The 19208-nt window shown below is 73.8% G+C and carries 21 protein-coding genes and 1 riboswitch; of the genes, 10 read left to right on the forward strand and 11 right to left on the reverse strand.

What is annotated here, in order from left to right:
- Positions 1–193 precede the first annotated feature (193 nt).
- From MTF65_RS23805 to MTF65_RS23820, 4 genes are all read right to left on the reverse strand, one after another.
- Positions 194–1714 carry a cobyric acid synthase gene (locus tag MTF65_RS23805; protein ID WP_243630949.1) on the reverse strand — a complete coding sequence of 507 codons (1521 nt, stop codon included), beginning with the start codon at positions 1712–1714 and terminating at the stop codon, positions 194–196.
- Positions 1711–2706, reverse strand: a complete 996-nt coding sequence (locus MTF65_RS23810; protein ID WP_243630950.1) for a cobalamin biosynthesis protein — start codon at positions 2704–2706, stop codon at positions 1711–1713. Before MTF65_RS23810 ends, MTF65_RS23805 begins: the two co-directional genes overlap by 4 nt.
- A 58-nt stretch (positions 2707–2764) precedes the next feature.
- Positions 2765–2852: riboswitch (cobalamin riboswitch) on the reverse strand.
- A 128-nt stretch (positions 2853–2980) separates the two neighbouring features.
- A complete protein-coding gene (locus MTF65_RS23815; RefSeq protein WP_243630951.1) occupies positions 2981–3202 on the reverse strand; it encodes a hypothetical protein in 222 nt (73 codons plus the stop codon).
- A gap of 28 nt (positions 3203–3230) precedes the next feature.
- A complete protein-coding gene (locus MTF65_RS23820) occupies positions 3231–4499 on the reverse strand; it encodes an inorganic phosphate transporter (RefSeq protein ID WP_243630952.1) in 1269 nt (422 codons plus the stop codon).
- A 377-nt stretch (positions 4500–4876) separates the two neighbouring features.
- On the opposite strand from MTF65_RS23820, the gene MTF65_RS23825 reads away from it, so the two are divergent.
- Together MTF65_RS23825 and MTF65_RS23830 are read left to right on the forward strand one after the other, a co-directional pair.
- Positions 4877–6010 carry a S9 family peptidase gene (locus MTF65_RS23825; RefSeq protein WP_243630953.1) on the forward strand — a complete coding sequence of 378 codons (1134 nt, stop codon included), beginning with the start codon at positions 4877–4879 and terminating at the stop codon, positions 6008–6010.
- A 130-nt stretch (positions 6011–6140) separates the two neighbouring features.
- Complete coding sequence (locus MTF65_RS23830) at positions 6141–7604, forward strand: hypothetical protein (protein ID WP_374207289.1); 1464 nt, start codon at positions 6141–6143, stop codon at positions 7602–7604.
- A 39-nt stretch (positions 7605–7643) separates the two neighbouring features.
- Here MTF65_RS23830 and MTF65_RS23835 read toward each other — a convergent pair whose 3' ends face one another.
- Positions 7644–8039, reverse strand: coding sequence for a VOC family protein (locus MTF65_RS23835; RefSeq protein WP_243630954.1), 396 nt, complete (start codon positions 8037–8039; stop codon positions 7644–7646).
- Between the two features lie 222 nt (positions 8040–8261).
- On the opposite strand from MTF65_RS23835, the gene MTF65_RS23840 reads away from it, so the two are divergent.
- The 3 genes from MTF65_RS23840 (at position 8262) to MTF65_RS23850 (ending at position 11442) form a co-directional block, all read left to right on the forward strand.
- The gene (locus tag MTF65_RS23840; RefSeq protein ID WP_243630955.1) at positions 8262–9860 is read left to right on the forward strand and encodes an ABC-F family ATP-binding cassette domain-containing protein; all 1599 of its coding nucleotides are present in this window, start codon (positions 8262–8264) and stop codon (positions 9858–9860) included.
- 373 nt (positions 9861–10233) lie between these two features.
- Positions 10234–10455 carry a helix-turn-helix domain-containing protein gene (locus MTF65_RS23845; protein WP_214931120.1) on the forward strand — a complete coding sequence of 74 codons (222 nt, stop codon included), beginning with the start codon at positions 10234–10236 and terminating at the stop codon, positions 10453–10455.
- 207 nt (positions 10456–10662) lie between these two features.
- On the forward strand, positions 10663–11442 hold the full coding sequence (locus MTF65_RS23850; protein ID WP_243630956.1) for an enoyl-CoA hydratase/isomerase family protein: 780 nt from the start codon (positions 10663–10665) through the stop codon (positions 11440–11442).
- Between the two features lie 346 nt (positions 11443–11788).
- Here the strand turns inward: MTF65_RS23850 and MTF65_RS23855 are convergent, their stop codons facing one another.
- Entirely contained in the window at positions 11789–12742 is a 954-nt protein-coding gene (locus MTF65_RS23855; protein WP_243630957.1) for a zinc-binding dehydrogenase, read from the reverse strand.
- A 201-nt stretch (positions 12743–12943) separates the two neighbouring features.
- Between MTF65_RS23855 and MTF65_RS23860 the strand changes: the two genes are divergently transcribed.
- From MTF65_RS23860 to amaP, 5 genes are all read left to right on the forward strand, one after another.
- Positions 12944–13393, forward strand: coding sequence for an Asp23/Gls24 family envelope stress response protein (locus MTF65_RS23860; RefSeq protein WP_243630958.1), 450 nt, complete (start codon positions 12944–12946; stop codon positions 13391–13393).
- 65 nt (positions 13394–13458) lie between these two features.
- A complete protein-coding gene (locus tag MTF65_RS23865) occupies positions 13459–13686 on the forward strand; it encodes a hypothetical protein (RefSeq protein ID WP_243630959.1) in 228 nt (75 codons plus the stop codon).
- 7 nt (positions 13687–13693) lie between these two features.
- The gene (locus tag MTF65_RS23870; protein ID WP_243630960.1) at positions 13694–14146 is read left to right on the forward strand and encodes an alkaline shock response membrane anchor protein AmaP; all 453 of its coding nucleotides are present in this window, start codon (positions 13694–13696) and stop codon (positions 14144–14146) included.
- Positions 14143–14709, forward strand: coding sequence for a DUF6286 domain-containing protein (locus tag MTF65_RS23875; RefSeq protein WP_243630961.1), 567 nt, complete (start codon positions 14143–14145; stop codon positions 14707–14709). The genes MTF65_RS23870 and MTF65_RS23875 overlap by 4 nt, the downstream gene beginning before the upstream one ends.
- Positions 14710–14713: 4 nt before the next feature.
- Positions 14714–15271, forward strand: coding sequence for an alkaline shock response membrane anchor protein AmaP (gene amaP / locus MTF65_RS23880; protein ID WP_243630962.1), 558 nt, complete (start codon positions 14714–14716; stop codon positions 15269–15271).
- A 312-nt stretch (positions 15272–15583) separates the two neighbouring features.
- Here the strand turns inward: amaP and MTF65_RS23885 are convergent, their stop codons facing one another.
- The 5 genes from MTF65_RS23885 to MTF65_RS23905 form a co-directional block, all read right to left on the reverse strand.
- Complete coding sequence (locus MTF65_RS23885) at positions 15584–16339, reverse strand: SDR family oxidoreductase (RefSeq protein ID WP_243630963.1); 756 nt, start codon at positions 16337–16339, stop codon at positions 15584–15586.
- Positions 16340–16349: 10 nt separating this feature from the next.
- Positions 16350–17165 (reverse strand): SURF1 family protein, encoded by an 816-nt coding sequence (locus MTF65_RS23890; RefSeq protein ID WP_243630964.1) that lies wholly within the window; start codon positions 17163–17165, stop codon positions 16350–16352.
- A 54-nt stretch (positions 17166–17219) separates the two neighbouring features.
- Complete coding sequence (locus MTF65_RS23895) at positions 17220–17453, reverse strand: hypothetical protein (protein ID WP_243630965.1); 234 nt, start codon at positions 17451–17453, stop codon at positions 17220–17222.
- Between the two features lie 64 nt (positions 17454–17517).
- Positions 17518–18489 (reverse strand): DEDDh family exonuclease, encoded by a 972-nt coding sequence (locus MTF65_RS23900; protein WP_279399444.1) that lies wholly within the window; start codon positions 18487–18489, stop codon positions 17518–17520.
- A gap of 46 nt (positions 18490–18535) precedes the next feature.
- Entirely contained in the window at positions 18536–19168 is a 633-nt protein-coding gene (locus MTF65_RS23905) for a TetR/AcrR family transcriptional regulator (protein ID WP_243630967.1), read from the reverse strand.
- Between the last annotated feature and the right edge of the window lie 40 nt (positions 19169–19208).

Consider the following 19208-nt stretch of genomic DNA (forward strand, 5'->3'; position numbering starts at 1 on the left):
CCGCGCCTCAATCGCCGGCGAGGCTGGAGGTGGCCGATGCCGTCCGCCTGGCGCGGCTGGATTGCCCGCAGGGCAATTCCAGCCCCGCCGGCGTTTGAGGCGCTGGGGGTACCCCCAGCGGTAGCTGGGGGAGGGTTCGGGGGCAGAGCCCCCGACAGCGGCGCCGCACCGCAGCCCCGCAGGGCCAGGGCCGTCACGGCGCGCCCGGGGGGAGGAACGGGAGGCCCGCCGGGGCACCGGCATCGATCAGCCGCAGCAGCGCATCCGTGTCCGCGTGCTCCTCGATCAGGTCGCCCAGCAGGTCCAGCTGCTCCTCCCGGAGGGAGGAGAACGACGTGTCCGGGGCCGGGACGAACCGGCGGCCCGCCGCAGCGGCCACCTCCCCCAGGAACGCCCGGCGGAAGCCGTCCGACTCCAGCGAGCCGTGCCAGTGGGTGCCCCACACCGACCCGACCCGGCAGCCGTCCAGGAAGGGCTCCCCGCCCAGGACTTCGGCCACCCCGTGGTGGATCTCGTAGCCCTCGACCGGCTCGCCCAGCGCCGAGCCCACCGGCCGGGCCAGGGTCTTCTCCGCGGCGAAGCGGACCCGCACCGGCAGCAGCCCGAGGCCGGAGACGGACCCCGCCCGGGACTCGACCTCGTCCTCGATGTGCTCGCCCAGCACCTGGAACCCGCCGCAGATGCCCAGTACCGGCCGGCCCTCCGCCGCCCGCCGGGCCAGCGCGTCGGCCAGCCCGCGCTCGCGCAGCCACTCCAGCGCCTTCACCGTGCCCCGCGTACCGGGTACGACGACGAGGTCCGCGTCGGCCAGCTCCTCCGCCCGGTCCACGAAGCGCACCACGACCCCCGGCTCCGCCGCGAGCGCGTCCACGTCCGTGAAGTTCGACATCAGCGGTACCGCGCACACCGCGACCCGCAGCACGTCCTCGCCGAGCGGCGGAGCCACCACCGACTCCCGCACCGCGCCGCGCAGGGACACTCTCAGGCCGTCCTCCTCGTCGATGCCCAGCCCGTGCTGGAAGGGGAGCACCCCGTAGGTGGCCCGCCCCGTCAGCCCGCGCAGCATCTCCATGCCGGGTTCCAGCAGCGTGACGTCCCCCCGGAACTTGTTCACCAGGTACCCGGCGATCAGCTCCTGGTCCTCCGGCGCCAGCAGCGCCGTCGTCCCGAAGAACGACGCGAAGACCCCGCCGCGGTCGATGTCCCCGACCACGACCACCGGGAAGCGCGCGGCCCGCGCGATCCCCATGTTCACGATGTCCGTCCGCCGCAGGTTGATCTCGGCCGGACTGCCCGCCCCCTCGCAGATCACGGCGTCATACGTGCCCCGCAGCTGCTCCAGGCAGTCCGTGACGACGCCGAGCAACTGCTCCTGCCTGCCCCCGTGGTAGCCGCGGGCGCTCATCTCGCCCACCGGCTTGCCCAGCAGCACCACCTGGCTGCTGCGGTCACTGCCGGGCTTCAGCAGCACCGGGTTCATGAGCGCCGTCGGCTCCACGCACGCGGCCTGCGCCTGCATCGCCTGGGCCCGCCCGATCTCCGCGCCCTCGCGCGTCACGAACGAGTTCAGCGACATGTTCTGCGCCTTGAACGGCGCCACCTTCACGCCCTGCCGGGCCAGCCAGCGGCAGATGCCGGCCGTGACCACGCTCTTGCCCGCGTCCGATGTCGTGCCGGCGACGAGGAGTCCGCCGCCCAGCTTCGCGCCGCTCATGCGCGTCCCCTCCCAGACCGAGTCCCGGACCGACTTCCCGACCGGCTCCCGGACCAACGCGACACCGCACACCGCAGTGCCACACACGTGCCCAGCGCCAGCCACGTCACCTGCCGCGACAGCCGTACCGCCCGCTCGATGTCCGCGACCTCCACCGGCCGCCCCGCCTCGCCGTTCAGGACGGCCCGGTGCTCGACCCGGCCCCCGTACGCCAGCGTTCCGCCCAGCCGGACGCCGAGCGCCCCGGCGAACGAGGCCTCCACCGGCCCGGCGTTGGGGCTCGGGTGCTCGGCGGCGTCCGCGCGCCAGGCCCGTACGGCCCCCCGCCGGTCGGGGCCGGCCAGTACGGCGGCGAGGGCGGTCAGCCGGGCCCCCGGCCAGCCGGCGAGATCGTCGAGCCGGGCCGAGGCCCAGCCGTAGCGCAGGTAGCGGGGGGACTTGTGGCCCACCATCGCGTCCAGGGTGTTCACGGCGCGGAAGGCCAGCAGTCCGGGCACGCCGGCCGCGGCGCCCCACACCAGGGCGCCGACCACCGCGTCGGAGGTGTTCTCGGCGACGGACTCCACCACCGCGCGGGCCATCTGCTGCTCGTCCAGGGCCTGCGGATCGCGCCCGCACAGGTGCGGCAGCCGCTCCCGGGCCACCTCGGCGTCCCCCGCGGCCAGCGCCCCGCCGATGGCCCGGGCCTCGCGGCCCAGCGAGGTACCTCCCACGACGGCCCAGGTGGCGGCGGCGGTGAGGGCGATCCGGGCCACCGCGGGCCGGGAGCGCACGGCGCGGGCGCCCAGCGCGCCGACGGCGGCAGCGCCCCCGGCGCACAGCAGGGTGTGGACGGCGCCCCGGGCGCGGTCGTCGCGCCACAGGGCGCGCTCGACGGCGGCGGCGGCTCGTCCGAAGGCGGCCACGGGGTGCCCTCGGCGCGGATCACCGAGGATCCGGTCGCCGATCAGGCCCGCCGCGGCGCCGTACGCGTAGACGCGATCGGCACGCATGGTGGCAGGTATGTCCTCACTCAGGGTCCGCGCCCTGGTTCGACGTGTCCGGCGGCGAGAGTTCCTGGCTCCCGGGGGCCCACGCGCCGCGTGCGCTCCCCGGTGACAGTGGCGGGACCGCGCCGGATTCGCACCGGACTTCCTCTCCATGCCGCCGTATTGGCTCGGGCAGTCCACCACGCGCTGCGAACGCCCGTCAACTCGCAGTTGACCTGCGCCGGGGCACGCGAAAGCTCCCCCCGGCGAACCGGAGGGAGCTGTCGTGCGGGCTGTGTTAAGCGACGATCAGATAGATCCCGTACGTCACGGCCGCCGCGCAGAGCGCGAAGCAGGCGTACGCGCCGCTGCGGGCCAGGGTGGCGGCCCCGCCCTGCTCGGTGGCGGCCTCGTGCTTGGAGAGGCCCACCAGGCCCAGGGTGAACAGGGCCACGAGGGCGACGGTGGCGGAGAGGCTGACCCCGAAGACGGAGCCGAGTGCTTCCCAGTCGATCTTCATACTGCGGATTCCTCTGTCGTTCTCGGGGTCAGACCGCCGCGGCCGGAGCCGCAGGGGCCGCCGTCGCGGCCGGGATGGTGGCCTTGAGGTCCTCGTCCGTCACGGCGGCGGTCGTACCGGCCGCCGCGGCGGTCGGCGGGACGGTGACGGCCGCGATGGCCGTGGTGACGACACCCGGCTCCGCGGCGTCGGCCGACTGCACGTCGTTGACGTTGTGGTGGTCGATGACCTGGCGGCGCGAGATGAACCAGATGGCGAGGCAAGCGGCCACCAGGAAGACCACGACGGCGGCGACGCCGATGTCACCGGTGCGCATGACCAGCTCGGCGCCCGCGGAGACGAGGGCGGCGGCCGGAAGCGTCAGGCCCCAGGCGATGAACATGCGGGTCGCGGTGGACCAGCGGACCACACCGCCCTTGCGGCCCAGGCCCGCACCCATGACCGCGCCGGAGCACGAGTGGGTGGTGGAGAGCGAGAAGCCGAGGTTCGAGGAGGCCAGGATGACCGTGGCGGCCGAGGTCTGGGCGGCGAAGCCCTGCTGCGGCTGGAGGTCGGTCAGGCCCTTGCCCATGGTGCGGATGATGCGCCAGCCGCCCAGGTAGGTGCCGAGCGCGATCGCGAGACCGGCGGAGAGGATGACCCACACCGGCGGGTTCGCGTCGGGCGCGATGGCGCCGCCCGCGATGAGCGCCAGGGTGATGATGCCCATCGTCTTCTGCGCGTCGTTGGTGCCGTGCGCGAGGGAGACGAGTCCGGCCGAGGCGATCTGACCGGCGCGGTAACCCTTGGCCGAGGTCTTCTCGCCGACCTTGTCGCCGAACTTGTACGTGACCTTCGTGGCCAGCATCGCCGCCACACCGGCGACGAGCGGGGCCGCGATCGCCGGGATCAGCACCTTGGTGACGAGCGTGTCGCCGTTGACCGCGCCGAGGCCGGCGGAGGCCACCGCGGCACCGATCAGGCCGCCCATCAGGGCGTGGGAGGAGCTGGAGGGGAGTCCGACCAGCCAGGTGACGAGATTCCAGAGGATCGCGCCGACCAGGGCGGCGAAGATCACTTCTGGCTGGATGCCCTCCTCGTTGACCAGACCCTTGGAGATCGTCTTGGCGACCTCCACGGACATGAACGCGCCGACGAGGTTGAGCACGGCGGACATGGCCACCGCCGTCTTGGGCTTGAGGGCGCCGGTCGAGATGGTGGTCGCCATCGCGTTGGCTGTGTCGTGGAAACCGTTCGTGAAGTCGAACACGAGAGCGGTGATGATCACGATCCCGAGGAGAAGCGTTATGTGCTCCATTTACCCAGGCTTCTGTTTGACGTCAGTGGCAGGCCGACCGTAGGCAACCTGGGTGAACGGAAGGTGAACTGAGGAGGTCGGAGCGGTGGAGCACCCTGCCCCGCGATCGAGACCTTCGTCCTGATTCCATCGTGGATACATCGATTAATGCACGTCAAAGCCGGGTGAATGAACCGATCCGTCGCGGACTTCCGGGGGAACCCGGGCCCGCGCGGGGCGCTCGAAGAGACCTAGATCACTCCTCGCGCCGCCCGTTCCGATCCACGTGGCCTCTCCTTCCGGTCCCCGTTCCGCTTCCCGTTCCGGTTCTCGTTCCGGTCTCGGCGGACGGAACTGCTCCGGTGGCCCCCGTGACCCCCCGCGCCGACACTGGAGCGGTGCGCACCGCAACGGTGACGGCCGCGGCCGTCACGACGACCCTCCTGGGAGCCGGCGCGGCCGCGATCGCCGCCGGCCGGTACGTCGCGGACGCGGCCCTGCGGCCCCGGCCCGGCCGCCCCCTGCCGGAGGGGCCGAGGCTGAGCGTCCACGCCGCCGCCGACGGCCGGGTCGCCCTGACCCGCTCGCTCTCCTCCCTGCGCCCCGGTACATACGGACTGACCGCGCCCGGGGTGCACGCGGTCGTCGGCCCCGTCCTCACCGACGTCCCGCACGCACCGGACACTGTCGTCCGCGAACTCCACGCCGTCACCCACGGCAGCCTCGACCCCGGCACCCGGGTCGCGCTCACCCCCCAGGTCCACCTGGGCAACCCGGGCACCGCCCTCGGGCTCGACCACGCCGACGTGGACATTCCCGGGGAGCTCGGCGCGCTGCCGGCCTGGTTCGTGCCCGCAGCCCGCGACACCTGGGTGATCACCGTCCACGGGCTCGGCACCGGCCGGGAGCACCCGATGGTGGTGATGCCCTTCCTCCACCGCCACCAGCTTCCCGTCCTCGACCTGGCCTACCGGGGCGACCTCGGAGCCCCCGTCTCCCCGGACGGCCTCGGCCACCTCGGCGAGTCGGAGTGGCGGGACGTGGACGCCGCCATCCGCTACGCGCTGCGCTACGGCGCCCGCCGGGTCGTCCTGCACGGCTGGTCCACCGGCGCCGCCATGGCCCTGCACGCCGCCGAGCGCTCGGCGCTGGCCGGACGGATCGCCGGACTGGTGCTGGACTCGCCGGTGCTCGACTGGCACACGACGCTGCGCGCGCTCATGGCCGCGCGCCGCTCCCCGGCCGTGCTGCTGCCGCTCGCGATCCGGGCCGCCGAGGGCCGCGCGGGGCTGCGGACGGCCGACCGGCGGGCCCCGGGCGCGGACCCCGGCGCGCTGCGCGTGCCCGTCCTCATCTTCCACGGGCCGGACGACACGCTCGCCCCCTGGGAGCCGTCGCGGCGGCTGGCCGCGGCCCGCCCGGACCTGGTGACCCTGCGCCCCGTCCGCGACGCCCCGCACGGGGCGATGTGGAACGCCGATCCCGCCTGGTACGAGGAGGCGCTGCGGCGCTTCCTGACCTCTCTCGTGTGAATCCTCGGCCCCGCAGTCAGGGCCGCGAAGGCGGATTTTCCCCTCTTGTTCTCGCCTCGTTCTCGCCGCCGCCAGTGGCAATGGCCCGTTCCGTTTGGGCTTTCGGGCAGTGACGGGCGAGACTGCTTCCGTGACGTCCCGAAAGCCTGATGAGCAGTTGGCTCGCGACTCCAGACTCCGACTCGTCTCCCCGCGCTCCGTCGCCACGGCCCGCAAGGCGGTGACCGACCGGCGTACCCGACCCGCCCCCCGGCCTCCGGCGGGCACGCCCGCCACCGCCGAGCTGGCGAACCGGGCGCGCGCCTCGCTCGCCGACGCGGTACGGCTGGCCCGCTGGGCCGAGCTGAACCTCGGGGCGGGCGACGGGGGCCGACCCGCCCCCGCAGGCGCGTTGCCCGTCGCCGACGTCGAACGGGCCGCCGGGGAGCTGTGCCTGACGCACGGCCAGATCCGGGTCGGCTGGGACCGCGCCCGGCTCGCCGGACTGGTCGAGGTGCACGGCGGCCATGCCCGGCCGGGCTGGCGGCTGCGCGCCTGGGACCGGGACGACACGGCCGTACTGCGCGGCTGGGTCGCGCTGTTCGACGCCTGGTCGCTGGTCCACCCGGCCCCCGCCGACATCGCACCCTCGGACGTCGCCGAGGTGGTCGAGGCGATGCCGCAACTCCTGTCCCTGCTCCAGCTGTCCGCTGGTCCCGTGACCGTTCCCGATCTGCTGGACCTGCTCGGCCAGCGGGTCACCGAACTGCGCGACGAACGGTGCGAAGTCCCTTACGACGCCCCGGCGCAGGCCGCCTCCGACGCCGGCACCTCCGACGCCACCGGCACCGCCGCCGCGTCCGCCGCGCAGGAGGCCGTGCCCCCGACCCCCGTCCCGCTCGCCCGCCTGCTGCGCTGGGCGCTCGGCGGACTCGCCGCCGTGGACGCCGTCACCCTCGGCCCGGCCCGGGCCACGCTCACCCCCCTCGGCAGCTGGGCCGTCTGGGTCAAGCTGGAGCAGATCTGCGTGGCCGCGCAGAGCCCGGCCGGGAACATCGAGCAGTCCGCCGCCGCCATGCTGCACGGCTGCGCCCGGCTCACCCCGGGACCGGCCCGCGCCGAGTACCGGGCCTGGCTCGCGGCCCGGCCCGTCGGACACGCCGTCACCGAGCTGCTGCAGGCCGCCCGGGGAGAGGACGCCCTGCTGCGCGGGCTCGCCTTCGAGGCGCTGCGCGTGGTCGGCGCCCCGGCCGAGTCCGAGGTGCGCGCGGCCGTACGCGAACCCGCCCTGCGGCCCTACGCCCTGCTGTGGCTCGCCGAGCACGACGGAGTGGACCCCGACGACGCCCAGGACGTGCTCACCGCCGAGGAGTCCACCTGGCTCTGGGTGGACACCGCGGCGGCCATCGCCGACCACGGCGAGGCCGAGCTGCTGGCCCGTCACCTCGACTCCGCGGTCCGCACGACCGTCCCCCGGCTGCTGGACGAGGTCCGCGCGGTCGGCCACCCGCGCACCGTGCAGGTCCTGGTCGCCCTGGCGGCCGCTCACCCCGACCCGGCCCTCGCCAAGGCGGTACGCCGGGCGGCCTTCCAGGTCCACACCGGCGGAGCCTGAGCGTCAGCTACGCGCGTACGCGCCGCGGGGACGGGGGATTCAGACCTGCGGCGCGTACGTCCCGAAGCTCCAGATGTTGCCCTCGCCGTCCCGGGCGATGTAGTCACGGGAGCCGTAGTTCTGGTCGGTGGGTTCCATGAGGATCTCCACGCCGTGCTCCACGGCCCGCCGGTGATGGGCGTCGACGTCCTCCACCACGACGTAGACGCCCGCCGGGCCGCCGTCCGCCATGGCCGTGGCGAAGACCCCGCCCCTGCCCTTGCTGCCCAGCATCACCATGCCGTTGCCGTACGAGAGCTCCGCGTGGACCACCGAGCCGTCCTCACCCTCGTACACCGCGACCTGGCTGAATCCGAAAGCCTCGGTCAGCAGCTTGATCGCCGCCTTCGCGTCGCGGAAGACCAGCGTGGGATAGATGCTCGGAACGCCTGCCATGACGATCACTCCCCTCTCGTGCGTACGTGAATGTGACCCACGACACAGCATGGCAGCTGCCGCTGACAGTCGGCGGAAAGGACGCCGGCCGTCCGGCGGCCCGGAAACTAGTTGCGCACGCCCGGTAGAATGTCTCCCATGGCAAATCTCCTCGCGGATTAGCGGCGTCGAAGCTTCGCGTCCCTGCCTTCCGCCGTCCCCATCCCGCCCTGGAGTATTTCCGTGATCACCGCCACCGGCGTCGAGCTGCGCGCCGGCGCCCGCGTCCTCATCGAGTCCGCCTCCTTCCGCATCGCCAAGGGCGACCGCATCGGCCTGGTCGGCCGCAACGGAGCGGGCAAGACGACCCTCACCAAGTGCCTCGCCGGCGAGGGCCAGCCCGCCGCCGGCTCCATCGCCCGCTCCGGCGAGGTCGGCTACCTCCCGCAGGACCCCCGCACCGGCGACCTCGACGTACTCGCCCGCGACCGGATCCTGTCCGCGCGCGGGCTCGACGTACTGATCAAGAAGATGCGCGCCAACGAGGAGCGCATCGCCACCGGCGCGGGCGCCACCCGCGAGAAGGCGCTGCGGCAGTACGAGCGCCAGGAGACCGAGTTCCTCACCAAGGGCGGGTACGCCGCCGAGTCCGAGGCCGCCACCATCTCGGCCGCCCTCAGCCTGCCCGACCGGGTGCTCGGCCAGCCGCTGCACACCCTCTCCGGCGGTCAGCGCCGCCGCGTCGAGCTCGCCCGGATCCTCTTCTCGGACGCCGACACCCTGCTCCTCGACGAGCCGACCAACCACCTCGACGCCGACTCGATCGTCTGGCTGCGCGACTACCTCAAGAACTACCGCGGCGGCTTCATCGTGATCTCCCACGACGTCGACCTGGTCGAGACCGTCGTGAACAAGGTGTTCTACCTCGACGCCAACCGCGCCCAGATCGACGTCTACAACATGGGCTGGAAGCTCTACCAGCAGCAGCGCGAGGCCGACGAGAAGCGCCGCAAGCGCGAGCGCCAGAACGCCGAGAAGAAGGCCGCGGCCCTGAACTCGCAGGCCGACAAGATGCGCGCCAAGGCCACCAAGACGGTCGCCGCGCAGAACATGGCCAAGCGCGCCGAGCGGCTGCTCTCCGGCCTGGAGGCCGTCCGCGTCTCCGACAAGGTCGCCAAGCTGCGCTTCCCGGACCCGGCGCCCTGCGGCAAGACCCCGCTGACCGCCGAGGGCCTGTCGAAGTCGTACGGCTCGCTGGAGATCTTCACCGATGTCGACCTCGCCATCGACAAGGGCTCCCGCGTGGTCATCCTGGGCCTCAACGGCGCCGGCAAGACCACCCTGCTGCGCCTGCTGTCGGGGACGGAGAAGCCGGACACGGGCGTCGTGACCGCCGGTCACGGCCTCAAGCTCGGCTACTACGCGCAGGAGCACGAGACCCTGGACCCGGAGCGCACGGTCCTGGAGAACATGCGGTCCTCGGCGCCCGACCTGGACCTGGTCGCCGTACGCAAGACGCTGGGCTCCTTCCTCTTCTCCGGCGACGACGTGGACAAGCCGGCGGGCGTGCTGTCGGGCGGTGAGAAGACCCGGCTGGCCCTGGCCACCTTGGTCGTCTCCTCGGCGAACGTGCTGCTGCTCGACGAGCCCACCAACAACCTCGACCCGGCCAGCCGCGAGGAGATCCTCGGCGCGCTGCGCACGTACAAGGGCGCGGTCATCCTCGTCACGCACGACGAGGGCGCGGTGGAAGCGCTGGAACCGGAGCGGATCATCCTGCTCCCGGACGGCGTGGAGGACCTGTGGGGCCCCGACTACCGCGACCTCGTGACCCTCGCCTGACCCGGCCGGGCACCTCCCGGACAGCGTCCGGAGGGTTGATCCAGTTCCTTATGGATCATTCGGCCCACGCGTGATCCATCATCTGAGTGAGGCGGTCTCATACCGTCGCACGCCTACGACGGCCCCGGCCGTACCCCTGCGGGTACGCGGCCGGGGTCGCGTCTTTTCCCGGGCCCGGCCCCTGACCTGGTGATTCCTCGCGAGGTCGAGGAAGTGTGACGGAAGTCATGCGGCGGAAGAGGAGATTCCGTTCTGCTCGTGTGTCCACTCCTCGGGAAATGCAGCGGCATCGACCTTGCTGAATGGGTGGCCAGGAAGCCGGGGAGGGGTGATCATGAGAAGTCCAGAGCGCACTTCCCATGAGGAGGCACGGGTGGCCGAGACTCTGAAGAAGGGCAGCCGGGTAACCGGCGCCGCGCGCGACAAGCTCGCGGCAGACCTGAAGAAGAAGTACGACTCCGGTGCGAGTATCCGGGCACTGGCCGAAGAGACCGGCCGGTCCTATGGATTCGTCCACCGGATGCTCAGCGAGTCCGGAGTCACGTTGCGTGGCCGCGGTGGCGCGACGCGTGGCAAGAAGGCGGCTTCGCTCTGACCCAGGCCCTGGCCGTCAGGTCAGGGGTCGGGGCCGGGCCGAGGTCTGCCCAAGTCGACTCAAGGCTCAGCTCCAGCTCCACGCTCGTGATCCAGTCTTCAACGCGGTTCCTTCGGTGACCCCCGGTCGGCTCCGTGGCCGACTGGGTGGTTACTGTGCAGTCACTTAGGCCGAGCTTGCGGCCGACTGCACACCGGAGGCGTAGAGATGGCTCTGCTCGACAAGGACGGCGTACGGCTCACCGTCGATGACACGGTCGCCACGGTGACACTGACCAATCCGGCCAAGCGAAACGCTCAATCCCCCGCGCTCTGGCGGGCGTTGGCGGAGGCCGGGAGGTCGTTGCCGGGCACTGTCCGGGTCGTCGTGCTGCGCGCCGAAGGCATGTCCTTCTCTGCGGGGCTCGACCGGCAGGCGTTCACGCCCGAGGGCTTCGAGGGCGAGCCGTCCTTCATCGAGCTCGCGCGCGGTTCCGACGAGCGGCTGGACTCCACCATCGCCGAGTACCAGGAGGCTTTCACCTGGTGGCGGCGCAATGACATCATCTCCGTCGCCGCCGTGCAGGGGCATGCGATCGGTGCCGGCTTCCAGCTCGCGCTCGCGTGCGACCTGCGCGTCGTCGCGGAGGACGTGCAGTTCGCCATGCGCGAGACCAGCCTGGGCCTGGTCCCGGACCTGGCCGGCACCCAGCCGCTGACCTCGCTGGTGGGTTACGCCCGCGCGCTGGAGATCTGCGCGACGGGCCGTTTCGTGCACGCCGAGGAGGCCGAGCGGATCGGACTGGCCAACCTGGTCGTCCCGGCGGAGGAACTCGACGCGGCGGTCGCGGACCTGACCACCGCGCTGGTGGCTCCGCCGCGGGACGCGGTGATCGAGACCAAGGCGCTGCTCCGCGGTGCGCCGTCGCGCCCGTACGACGAGCAGCGCGCCGCCGAGCGCGCCGCCCAGGCCCGCCGCCTACGCGACCTGGCCGGCCTCTCGGACTGACGCACCCCCGCCGCGTCCCCCGCGCCCGATCGCGGCCGTGGCCGGCCCCGGCCCCAGCGCATACCCGGGGCCCCGGCCCCCGCGTCCGCGTGCGGCCGCGCCTCGATCGCGGCGCGGCCGGCCCCCTGCCGGGCGCACGCCCGGGGCCCCGCGCCCGATCGCGGGCGTGGCCGGACCCGGCCCGGGCTGCCCGCGTCGGCGCATGCCCGGGTACCTGGCTCCACGGCACGTGTGGCGAGGGTCGGGCCCAGGAACCGGACTCCGCTCCGGCCTTGTGGACCGGGCCGGGGCGGAGCCCGGTTCCTGAGCCCGACCGGCGATCGCGCACCGGGTCCGCGCGGCGGTCTTACGGGATCAGCAGGGCCTTGCCCGGGATCAGGCGGGCCTCGATGGCGCGGTGGGCCTCGGCCGCCTCCGCGAGGGGGAAGGTACGGGCGATCACCGGCCGCAGCCGCCCCGCCGCCGCCTCCGCGAACGCGGACCCGGCCAGCCGGACGATCTCCTCCGGCGGAAACTGCACGTCCGCGATCCCCCTCACGCTGATCCCGCGCCGCGCCGCCTCGGCGGGGTCCAGATCCGCGAACCCCCCGCTCGGCGCCCCGTGCGCCGACACCCGGCCCCCGTCCCGGACCAGCCCGAACCCCGCCAGGCCCAGGTCGCTCCCGACGCCGTCCAGCAGGACGTCCACCGGGCCGCCGACCCGCTCGGTCCAGCCGGGTTCGGAGTAGTCCACGACGGCGTCGGCCCCCAGCTCCCGGACCAGCGCCAGCTTCCGCTCGCCCCTGGCCGCGCCCACCACCACCGCCCCCGCCGCCACCGCGAGCTGGACCAGCAGGGTCCCCATGCCGCCCGCCGCGCCCAGGATCAGCACGCGCTCGCCCGGCTTGATCGCGACCCCCTCGGCGATGCCCGTCCCCGTCACCCCGTCGTGCGCCAGCGCCGCCGCTTCCCGTACGCCGAGCCCCTCCGGGACCGGGACCAGCAGCGCCCGCGGAACCCGTACGAGTTCCGCGTACGTCCCCTTCGTGCCCGGCCCGGCCACCACCCGCCGTCCCAGCCAGCCCGGATCCACCCCCTCGCCCACCGCGACGACGGTGCCCGCGGCGGCGCCGCCCGGCACGAACGGCGGGATGAACCCGAAGGCCTCGCCCCAGCCGCCGCGGATCTGGGTCTCCACGTAGATCGTGTCCACGGCCTCGGCCCGGATCACCACCTCGCCCGCCTCCGGGACCGGATCCGCCGCCTCGACCTCGACCAGGACCTCCGGACCGCCGAACCCGTCCACCCGTATCGCCCGCATGGCTTCCCCCTTTTCGAACCGGTCGTACCGGCGCCAAGGCCCCGCGGCCTTGATCACGTACCCACTCTCGGACCTCGACCACGGTTGAGGTCAAGGGCTCGCCGCGACCACATCGGCCGGGCCGACCGGCGTAGTCCTCGGGGCGTCGGAGGGCCGGCGCGCTTACGGTGGTAGGAGCCCACCCGCGCGAAGGGACACGCGATGACCGAATCCGTATCCGGGGGCGCAGCCAAGCCCACCAAATCTCTCGCATCTCCCGCCGACCGGGGGCGCACCAGCATCGCCGACGGAGTTGTGGAGAAGATCGCCGGTCTGGCCGCCCGCGAGGTGGTCGGCGTCCACGCCATGGGCAGCGGCAGCGGCCTCTCCCGTACCTTCGGCGCCGTGCGCGAGCGAGTGCCCGGCGGGGCGAGATCCTCCGCCACCCGTGGCGTCAAGGCCGAGGTCGGCGAGGTCCAGACGGCCCTCGACCTGGAGATCGTCGTCGACTACGGCGTGTCGATCCGTGACGTGGCCCGGGAGGTCCGTGAGAACGTCATCTCGGCGGTCGAGCGGATGACCGGCCTGGAGGTCGTGGAGGTCAACATCGCCGTCAGCGACGTCAAGCTGCCGGAAGAGGAAGAAGAAGAGCCGGAGTCCCGGCTCCAGTAGCCGCGAGGAGCGGTGAGGAGCGGTGAGGAGCCCTGACGGGCCGTGACGAACGGTGAGGAGCCCGGATGAGCATGGCGGTCGTCGGCCTGTTGGCCGGCATGGCACTGGGGTTCGCCGGATACTTCGGCGGCTTCGGGGCCTTTCTGCTGGTGGCTGCGCTCGGCACCATCGGCTTCATCGGCGGGCGGTTCCTCGACGGGGACCTGGAACCCGGTGACCTGTTCCGGCCCCGCGAGCGCGGCGGCCGTGGCGGCCGCGGTGAGCGCGGCGACCGCGACGACCGGCTCAGGTGAGGCGCCGATGAGCACCCCACGGGCCACACCGCCCCGCGTGCCCCCCGCCGAGCGGGGGGCCACCCGTATCGCGGACCGGGTCGTGGCCAAGATCGCGGCCCAGGCCGCCCGGGAGGCGCTCGCCGGTGCGCGCGCGGGTTCGGGTGGCGCTTTGGGGGGTTCGGGCCCCGGTTCGGGCGCCGGTTCGGGCGCCGGTTCGGGCGCCGGATCGGCGGCAGGGGCGGCCGCCCCGCCGCACGCCACCGTCACCGTGCACCATGACATCGCACGGGTACGGGTGAGCCTGGAGCTCGACTACCCCTCCGACCTCGCCGCCCAGTGCGCGGCGGTACGCCGCCAGGTCGCCCACCGCGTCGAGGAATGCGCCGGCATGGCCGTGCCCGAGGTGGACATCGACATCGAGCACCTGCGCTCCGCGCACTTCCGGTCGGCCACCGGACGGGACCGGCGGCTGCTGTGACGGCATCCGGCCAGTCCCCCCGCCGGTTCCGGTCCGCCCGGCGGGTGCCCGCCGCGCTGACCGCGCTCGCCGTGCTCGCGGTGGCCTGCCTGTTCCTGTACGACCTGGGGGCGGTACGGGCGCACCGCCCCGGCATGGGCTGGCGCCGGGAACTCGCGCGCCAGCTGGAGCGGCAGACGCCGACGGACGCGGGCGTGATCATCGCGGGCGCCGTCCTCGTGCTGGCCGGGGCGGTGCTCCTGCTGCTGGCGGTCACCCCCGGGCTCCGCCGGATCCTGCCGATGCGGACGCCGGAGGGAGCGGGGCTACGGGCCGGGCTCGGCCGGAAGGACGCCGCGCTGGTGCTGCGGGACCGGGCGATGGAGGTCTCCGGGGTGCGGTCGGCCCGGGTCAAGGTGGGCCGCACCCGCATCGCGGTCCGGGCCGGTTCGCACTTCCGCGAGCTGGACGACGTACGGGCGGACTTGGACGCGGTGCTCGCCGTCGGCATCGAGGAGCTCGGTCTCGCGCATCCGGCGCCGCCGCGGGTACGGGTCGGCCGGGCGGGCGGGAGAAAGGGGTGACGGGATGCTCGGGATCGTGAACCGGGCCCTGCTCGGGGTCTTCGGGGTGCTCCTGCTGGCGGCGGGGGTCGTGGTGTTGACCGCGTCGCGGCCGCTGGGCGGGCGGCACGAGCCGCTGCTGACGGCGGAGGCCAGGGGGCGGTACGGACATGCCGAGGGCTGGGTGTGGTGGGCGGTGCTCGCGGGGCTGGGGGTGTGCGTGGTGCTGGCGCTGTGGTGGCTACTGGCGCAACTGCGGCGCCCGCGGCTGGCGGCGGTGGTGGTGGACACGGGCGACGGGGCGTTCGCGCTGTTGCGGGGGCGGGCGCTGGAGGCCGCGGTGGCGGCGGAGGCGGGCGCGCTCGACGGGGTCGCGGGGTGCAAGGTCGCGCTGCGGGGGCGGCGGGGGGCACCGACCCTGCGGGTCGCGCTGGAGCTTGAGCCGCACGCGGTGCCGGCCGATGCGATGGCCGCGCTGGCCGGCCCGGTGCTGAACCACGCCCGCACCTCGGCGGGCCTCCAGGACCTCCCCACGGAGGCCCGCCTCCAGGTCACATCCCACCGCGCCCAACGCGTGTCGTAGCCAACCCGCCCCACCGGGGCCGCGCCGGCGGTCCGGACGGGGAGCCCGAACCCGCCGCGCGGCCCGGCTGGGGCCGGACGCGCCGAGCGGGACCCGGGGCCCGCCGCCCGGCTGGGGCCGGGCTCCGCGCCGAGCGCGCCGAGCTGGACCCGGGGCCCGCCGCGCGGCCCGGCTGGGGCCGGACTCCGCGCCGAGCGCGATGGCGGCTGTGGCGACGGATCCCGGGCGCTGCCCGCCGTGCGGTTCGGGCCGGGGACCCGGGGTTCCCGCGCGACGGCGTGGGTCAGGCGCCGGCGGGGTCGTCGGGTGGGGTCAGAAGCCGTGGCGGGAGCCGCCGTCTACGGGGAGCATCAGGCCCGTGAGGTACGACGCCGCGGGGGACAGGAGGAACGCCGCCGCTCGGCCGAACTCCTCCGGGGTGCCGTACCGCCGCAGCGGGATGCCGGATTCGTTCGCCGCCCGGGCGGCCGCCGCGTCGCCGGACAGGGCGTCGAGTTCGCGCACCCGGTCCGTGTCGATCCGCGCCGGCAGCAGTCCCACCACCCGGATCCCGCGCGGGCCCAGGTCCACCGACAGGGACTTCGCGAACCCCGCCAGCCCGGGCCGCAGGCCGTTGGAGATGGGCAGGCCCGGGATCGGCTCGTGGACCGAGCCCGACAGGACGAAGCCGATGACCCCGCCCTCGCCCAGCTCGGCGGCCGCCGCCCGCGCCAGCCGGACCGCGCCCAGGAAGACCGACTCGAACGCGGCCGTCCACTGCTCGTCGGTATTGTCCGCCGCCGCACCCGGGGCCGGGCCGCCGACGCTGATCAGAATGCCGTCGAAGCGGCCGAAGCGTTCCTTCGCGGTGGCGATGAGCGCCGGCGCCGCCGCCGGGTCGGCGTTGTCCGCCGCCACGCCCACCGCGTTCGGGCCCAGCGCGGCCGCCACCTCGGCCGCACGCGCCGCGTCCCGGCCCGTCACGACGACCTTCGCGCCGTCGGCCGTCAGTTCGCGCGCCGAGGCGAAGCCCAGACCCCGCGTGGCTCCGGTGACGACGTACACACGGTCCTTCAGTCCAAGATCCATGCCCGACACGCTACGCGGTGGGTGCCGGCTCCCGCTCCGGGAAGTCCGGATCCGCGGCTTCCCGGGACGCGGCCGCGGCCGCCGCCTCGCGGTCGCGCTTCTCCCGCCGTACGAGGATCACCCACCCCACCGGCACCGCCGCCGCGAACAGCCACCACTGCACGGCGTACGCCATGTGCGGGCCGATCGAGTCGTGGTCGGGCTCGGCGACCACCTCGGGGCTGCCGTCCGCCGGGACCGGCGCGGTGAGCTCCAGGTAGCCGCCGAGTACGGGCTTGCCCAGATACTCCGCCTGCCGCTCGCTGTTGATCAGCATCACCTGACGGTCCGGCAGGCCCGTGCGCTCCTTGATCCCGCTGCCGCCGCTCGTCTCGTCGGCCTTCAGCCGCCCGGTGACCGTCACCTCGCCCGAGGGCGCGGCGGGCACCGGCGGATACGCGCGCGGGTCGCCGCCGCCCGCCACCCAGCCCCGGTTGACCAGGAGGACCCGGCCGTCGGCCAGCACCAGCGGGGTCACGACGTGGAAGCCGACCTTGTCGTCGTTCGAGGTGCGCATACGGACGACGACCTCGTGCGCGGAGTCGTACGTGCCGGTGGCGGTCACGGAGCGCCAGTAGTCGGCGCGCGGGACGACGTGTCCGGGGGAGGTGACCTCGGTCATGGGGACCGGCTGCGCGCGCAGGTTCGCCGCGATCAGTCCGTTCTGCGCGACCCGGTGCTCATGGCGGTGGAACTGCCAGAACCCCAGCTTGATCATCACGGGGATGAGCGCGAGGGCGACGAGGGTGAGGCACACCCACTGCCGGGTCAGCACAAAGCGGTACACGCCCACGACGGTACCCCCAGCCGCGAAGACCCCCGCGGCCGGGGGCAGGGAGAGTCAGACGTGGTCGACGATGCCCACCTTCCCTTCCGCGCGGGCGCAGTGCCCTCCGCAGAACCACTGGCCTTCGACCTCGACGCCCTGTCCGATGATCTGGACCCGGCAGTGCTCGCAGAGGGGCGCCATGCGGTGAATGGCGCAGGAGAAGCAGTCGAAGACGTGCACGGCGCCCTGCGCGTGCACCTCGAAGGACATGCCGTAATCGTTTCCGCAGACCTCACAACGTGCCATGCGCCACAGGGTGGGACCCGAGGGCCGGGCGGCGAAAGGGGTTGCCGGGCGAGTCGCCCGACGGTCACCCGTCTGCCGCAGCCACGTCCCGCAACAGCTGGGTGAAGGCCGCCTCGTCGACGACCGGTGTTCCGAAGGACTTCGCCTTGACCGTCTTCGACGTCACCGAGTCGGGGTCGTTCGTCACGAGCAGGCTGGTGAGCCTCGACACACTCGTCGCGACGTGCAGGCCCGCCTCGACCGCGCGGTCCTCCAGGAGTTCCCGGTCCACCGAGGTGTCGCCGGAGAAGGCGATCCGCATGCCCTGCTTCAGCGGCTTGCCGTCCACGAACCGCCCCGGGTTGGGGTGCGGGCACGGCGGGCGCTTGCGCGAGGGCCGCCAGCTGCCGCCCCGGTACGAGCTCTGGTACCCGACGCGCGGTGCGACGGGGGAGTCCGACCACTCCGTCAGCGCCCGGCACTCCAGCAGGGGCAGCCGTACGCCGTCCCGCGCGGCGGCGTGCAGCGACGGGCGGAACGCCTCCGCCAGGACCCGGGCGTCGTCGAGCGCGTGGTGGGCGCGCTGCTGGACGACGCCGAAGTGCGCGGCGAGCGACTCCAGCTTGTGGTTGGGCAGCGGAAGGTTCAGTTCCTTCGACAGGGCGATGGTGCACAGCCGCTGCCGGACCGGCGCGGTCTCCTCGGCCCGGGCGTACTCGCGGGCGATCATCTGCCAGTCGAAGATGGCGTTGTGCGCGACCAGCACCCGGTCCGCGAGCCGGCCGGCGAACTCCTCGGCGATGTCCTTGAAGAGCGGCGCGTCCTGGAGCATGTCGCTGGTCAGGCCGTGGATCCACACCGGGCCCGGGTCCCGCTGCGGGTTGACCAGCGTGTACCAGTGGTCCTCCACATTGCCCTGCGCGTCGAGCCGGTAGACGGCGGCGGAGACTATCCGGTCGTCGCGAGCGAGCCCAGTGGTCTCCACGTCGACGACCGCGTACCCCTGGGGGTACGCGGTCGGCCACATCGTCTCTGCGGTCGTACGGTCGTCGAGCATGGTCACAGAGGATATCGGCCCGGACTGACACCCGGGGCCCGCCGGTTCATCGCGGCGGCGCGGACGGTGTCAGCAGGGCCTGTACGAGCGCGCGTACGGACAGCAGGAACAGCCGCTCCGGATCCGCCGGGCGGGCCAGCGCGCGGGCCAGTTCCGGGTCGTCGGGGGCGGTTGCCGGGTCCCAGAGCTCGCCCTCGGCGGGGGACTGGGCGGGGGAGCGCTCACGGTTGCGCTCCACGAGCAGGAAGCCGACGATCTGGAACTGGACTGCGCGCACCGCGTCCGCGGCCCGGGCCCCGCGCAGCCCGGCCGCGTGCACCTCGTGGACCAGGGCCTGTTGGGCGGGCAGGAACATGCGCTCGGTGAGCCCGCGCTCGTGGACCATCGCGATCAGGTGCGGCCGCTCGCGCAGTTCGCGGCGGAGGATCCGGGCCACGGAGAGGATCCGCTCGGCGGGGGTGCGCCCGGCCGGCCCGATCGCCCCCATGTCCTGGACGGTCCGTTCCACGAGGGCGTCGAGCAGCGATTCGCGGTTGCCGACGTGCCAGTAGATGGACGTGACGGCGGTACCCAGCTCGGCGGCGAGTTTGCGCATGGTGAGGGCGGCCGGGCCGTGCTGCTTGACCAGGGACGCGGCCGCCTCCAGCACCTCCGCGCGGGTCAGCGCGCTTCGGGCCATCCCATTCCACCACCCATCTGTCGATCCGTCAGTTCTCGTG

The organism is Streptomyces sp. APSN-46.1, assembly GCF_022815725.1.
Classification (GTDB): domain Bacteria; phylum Actinomycetota; class Actinomycetes; order Streptomycetales; family Streptomycetaceae; genus Streptomyces.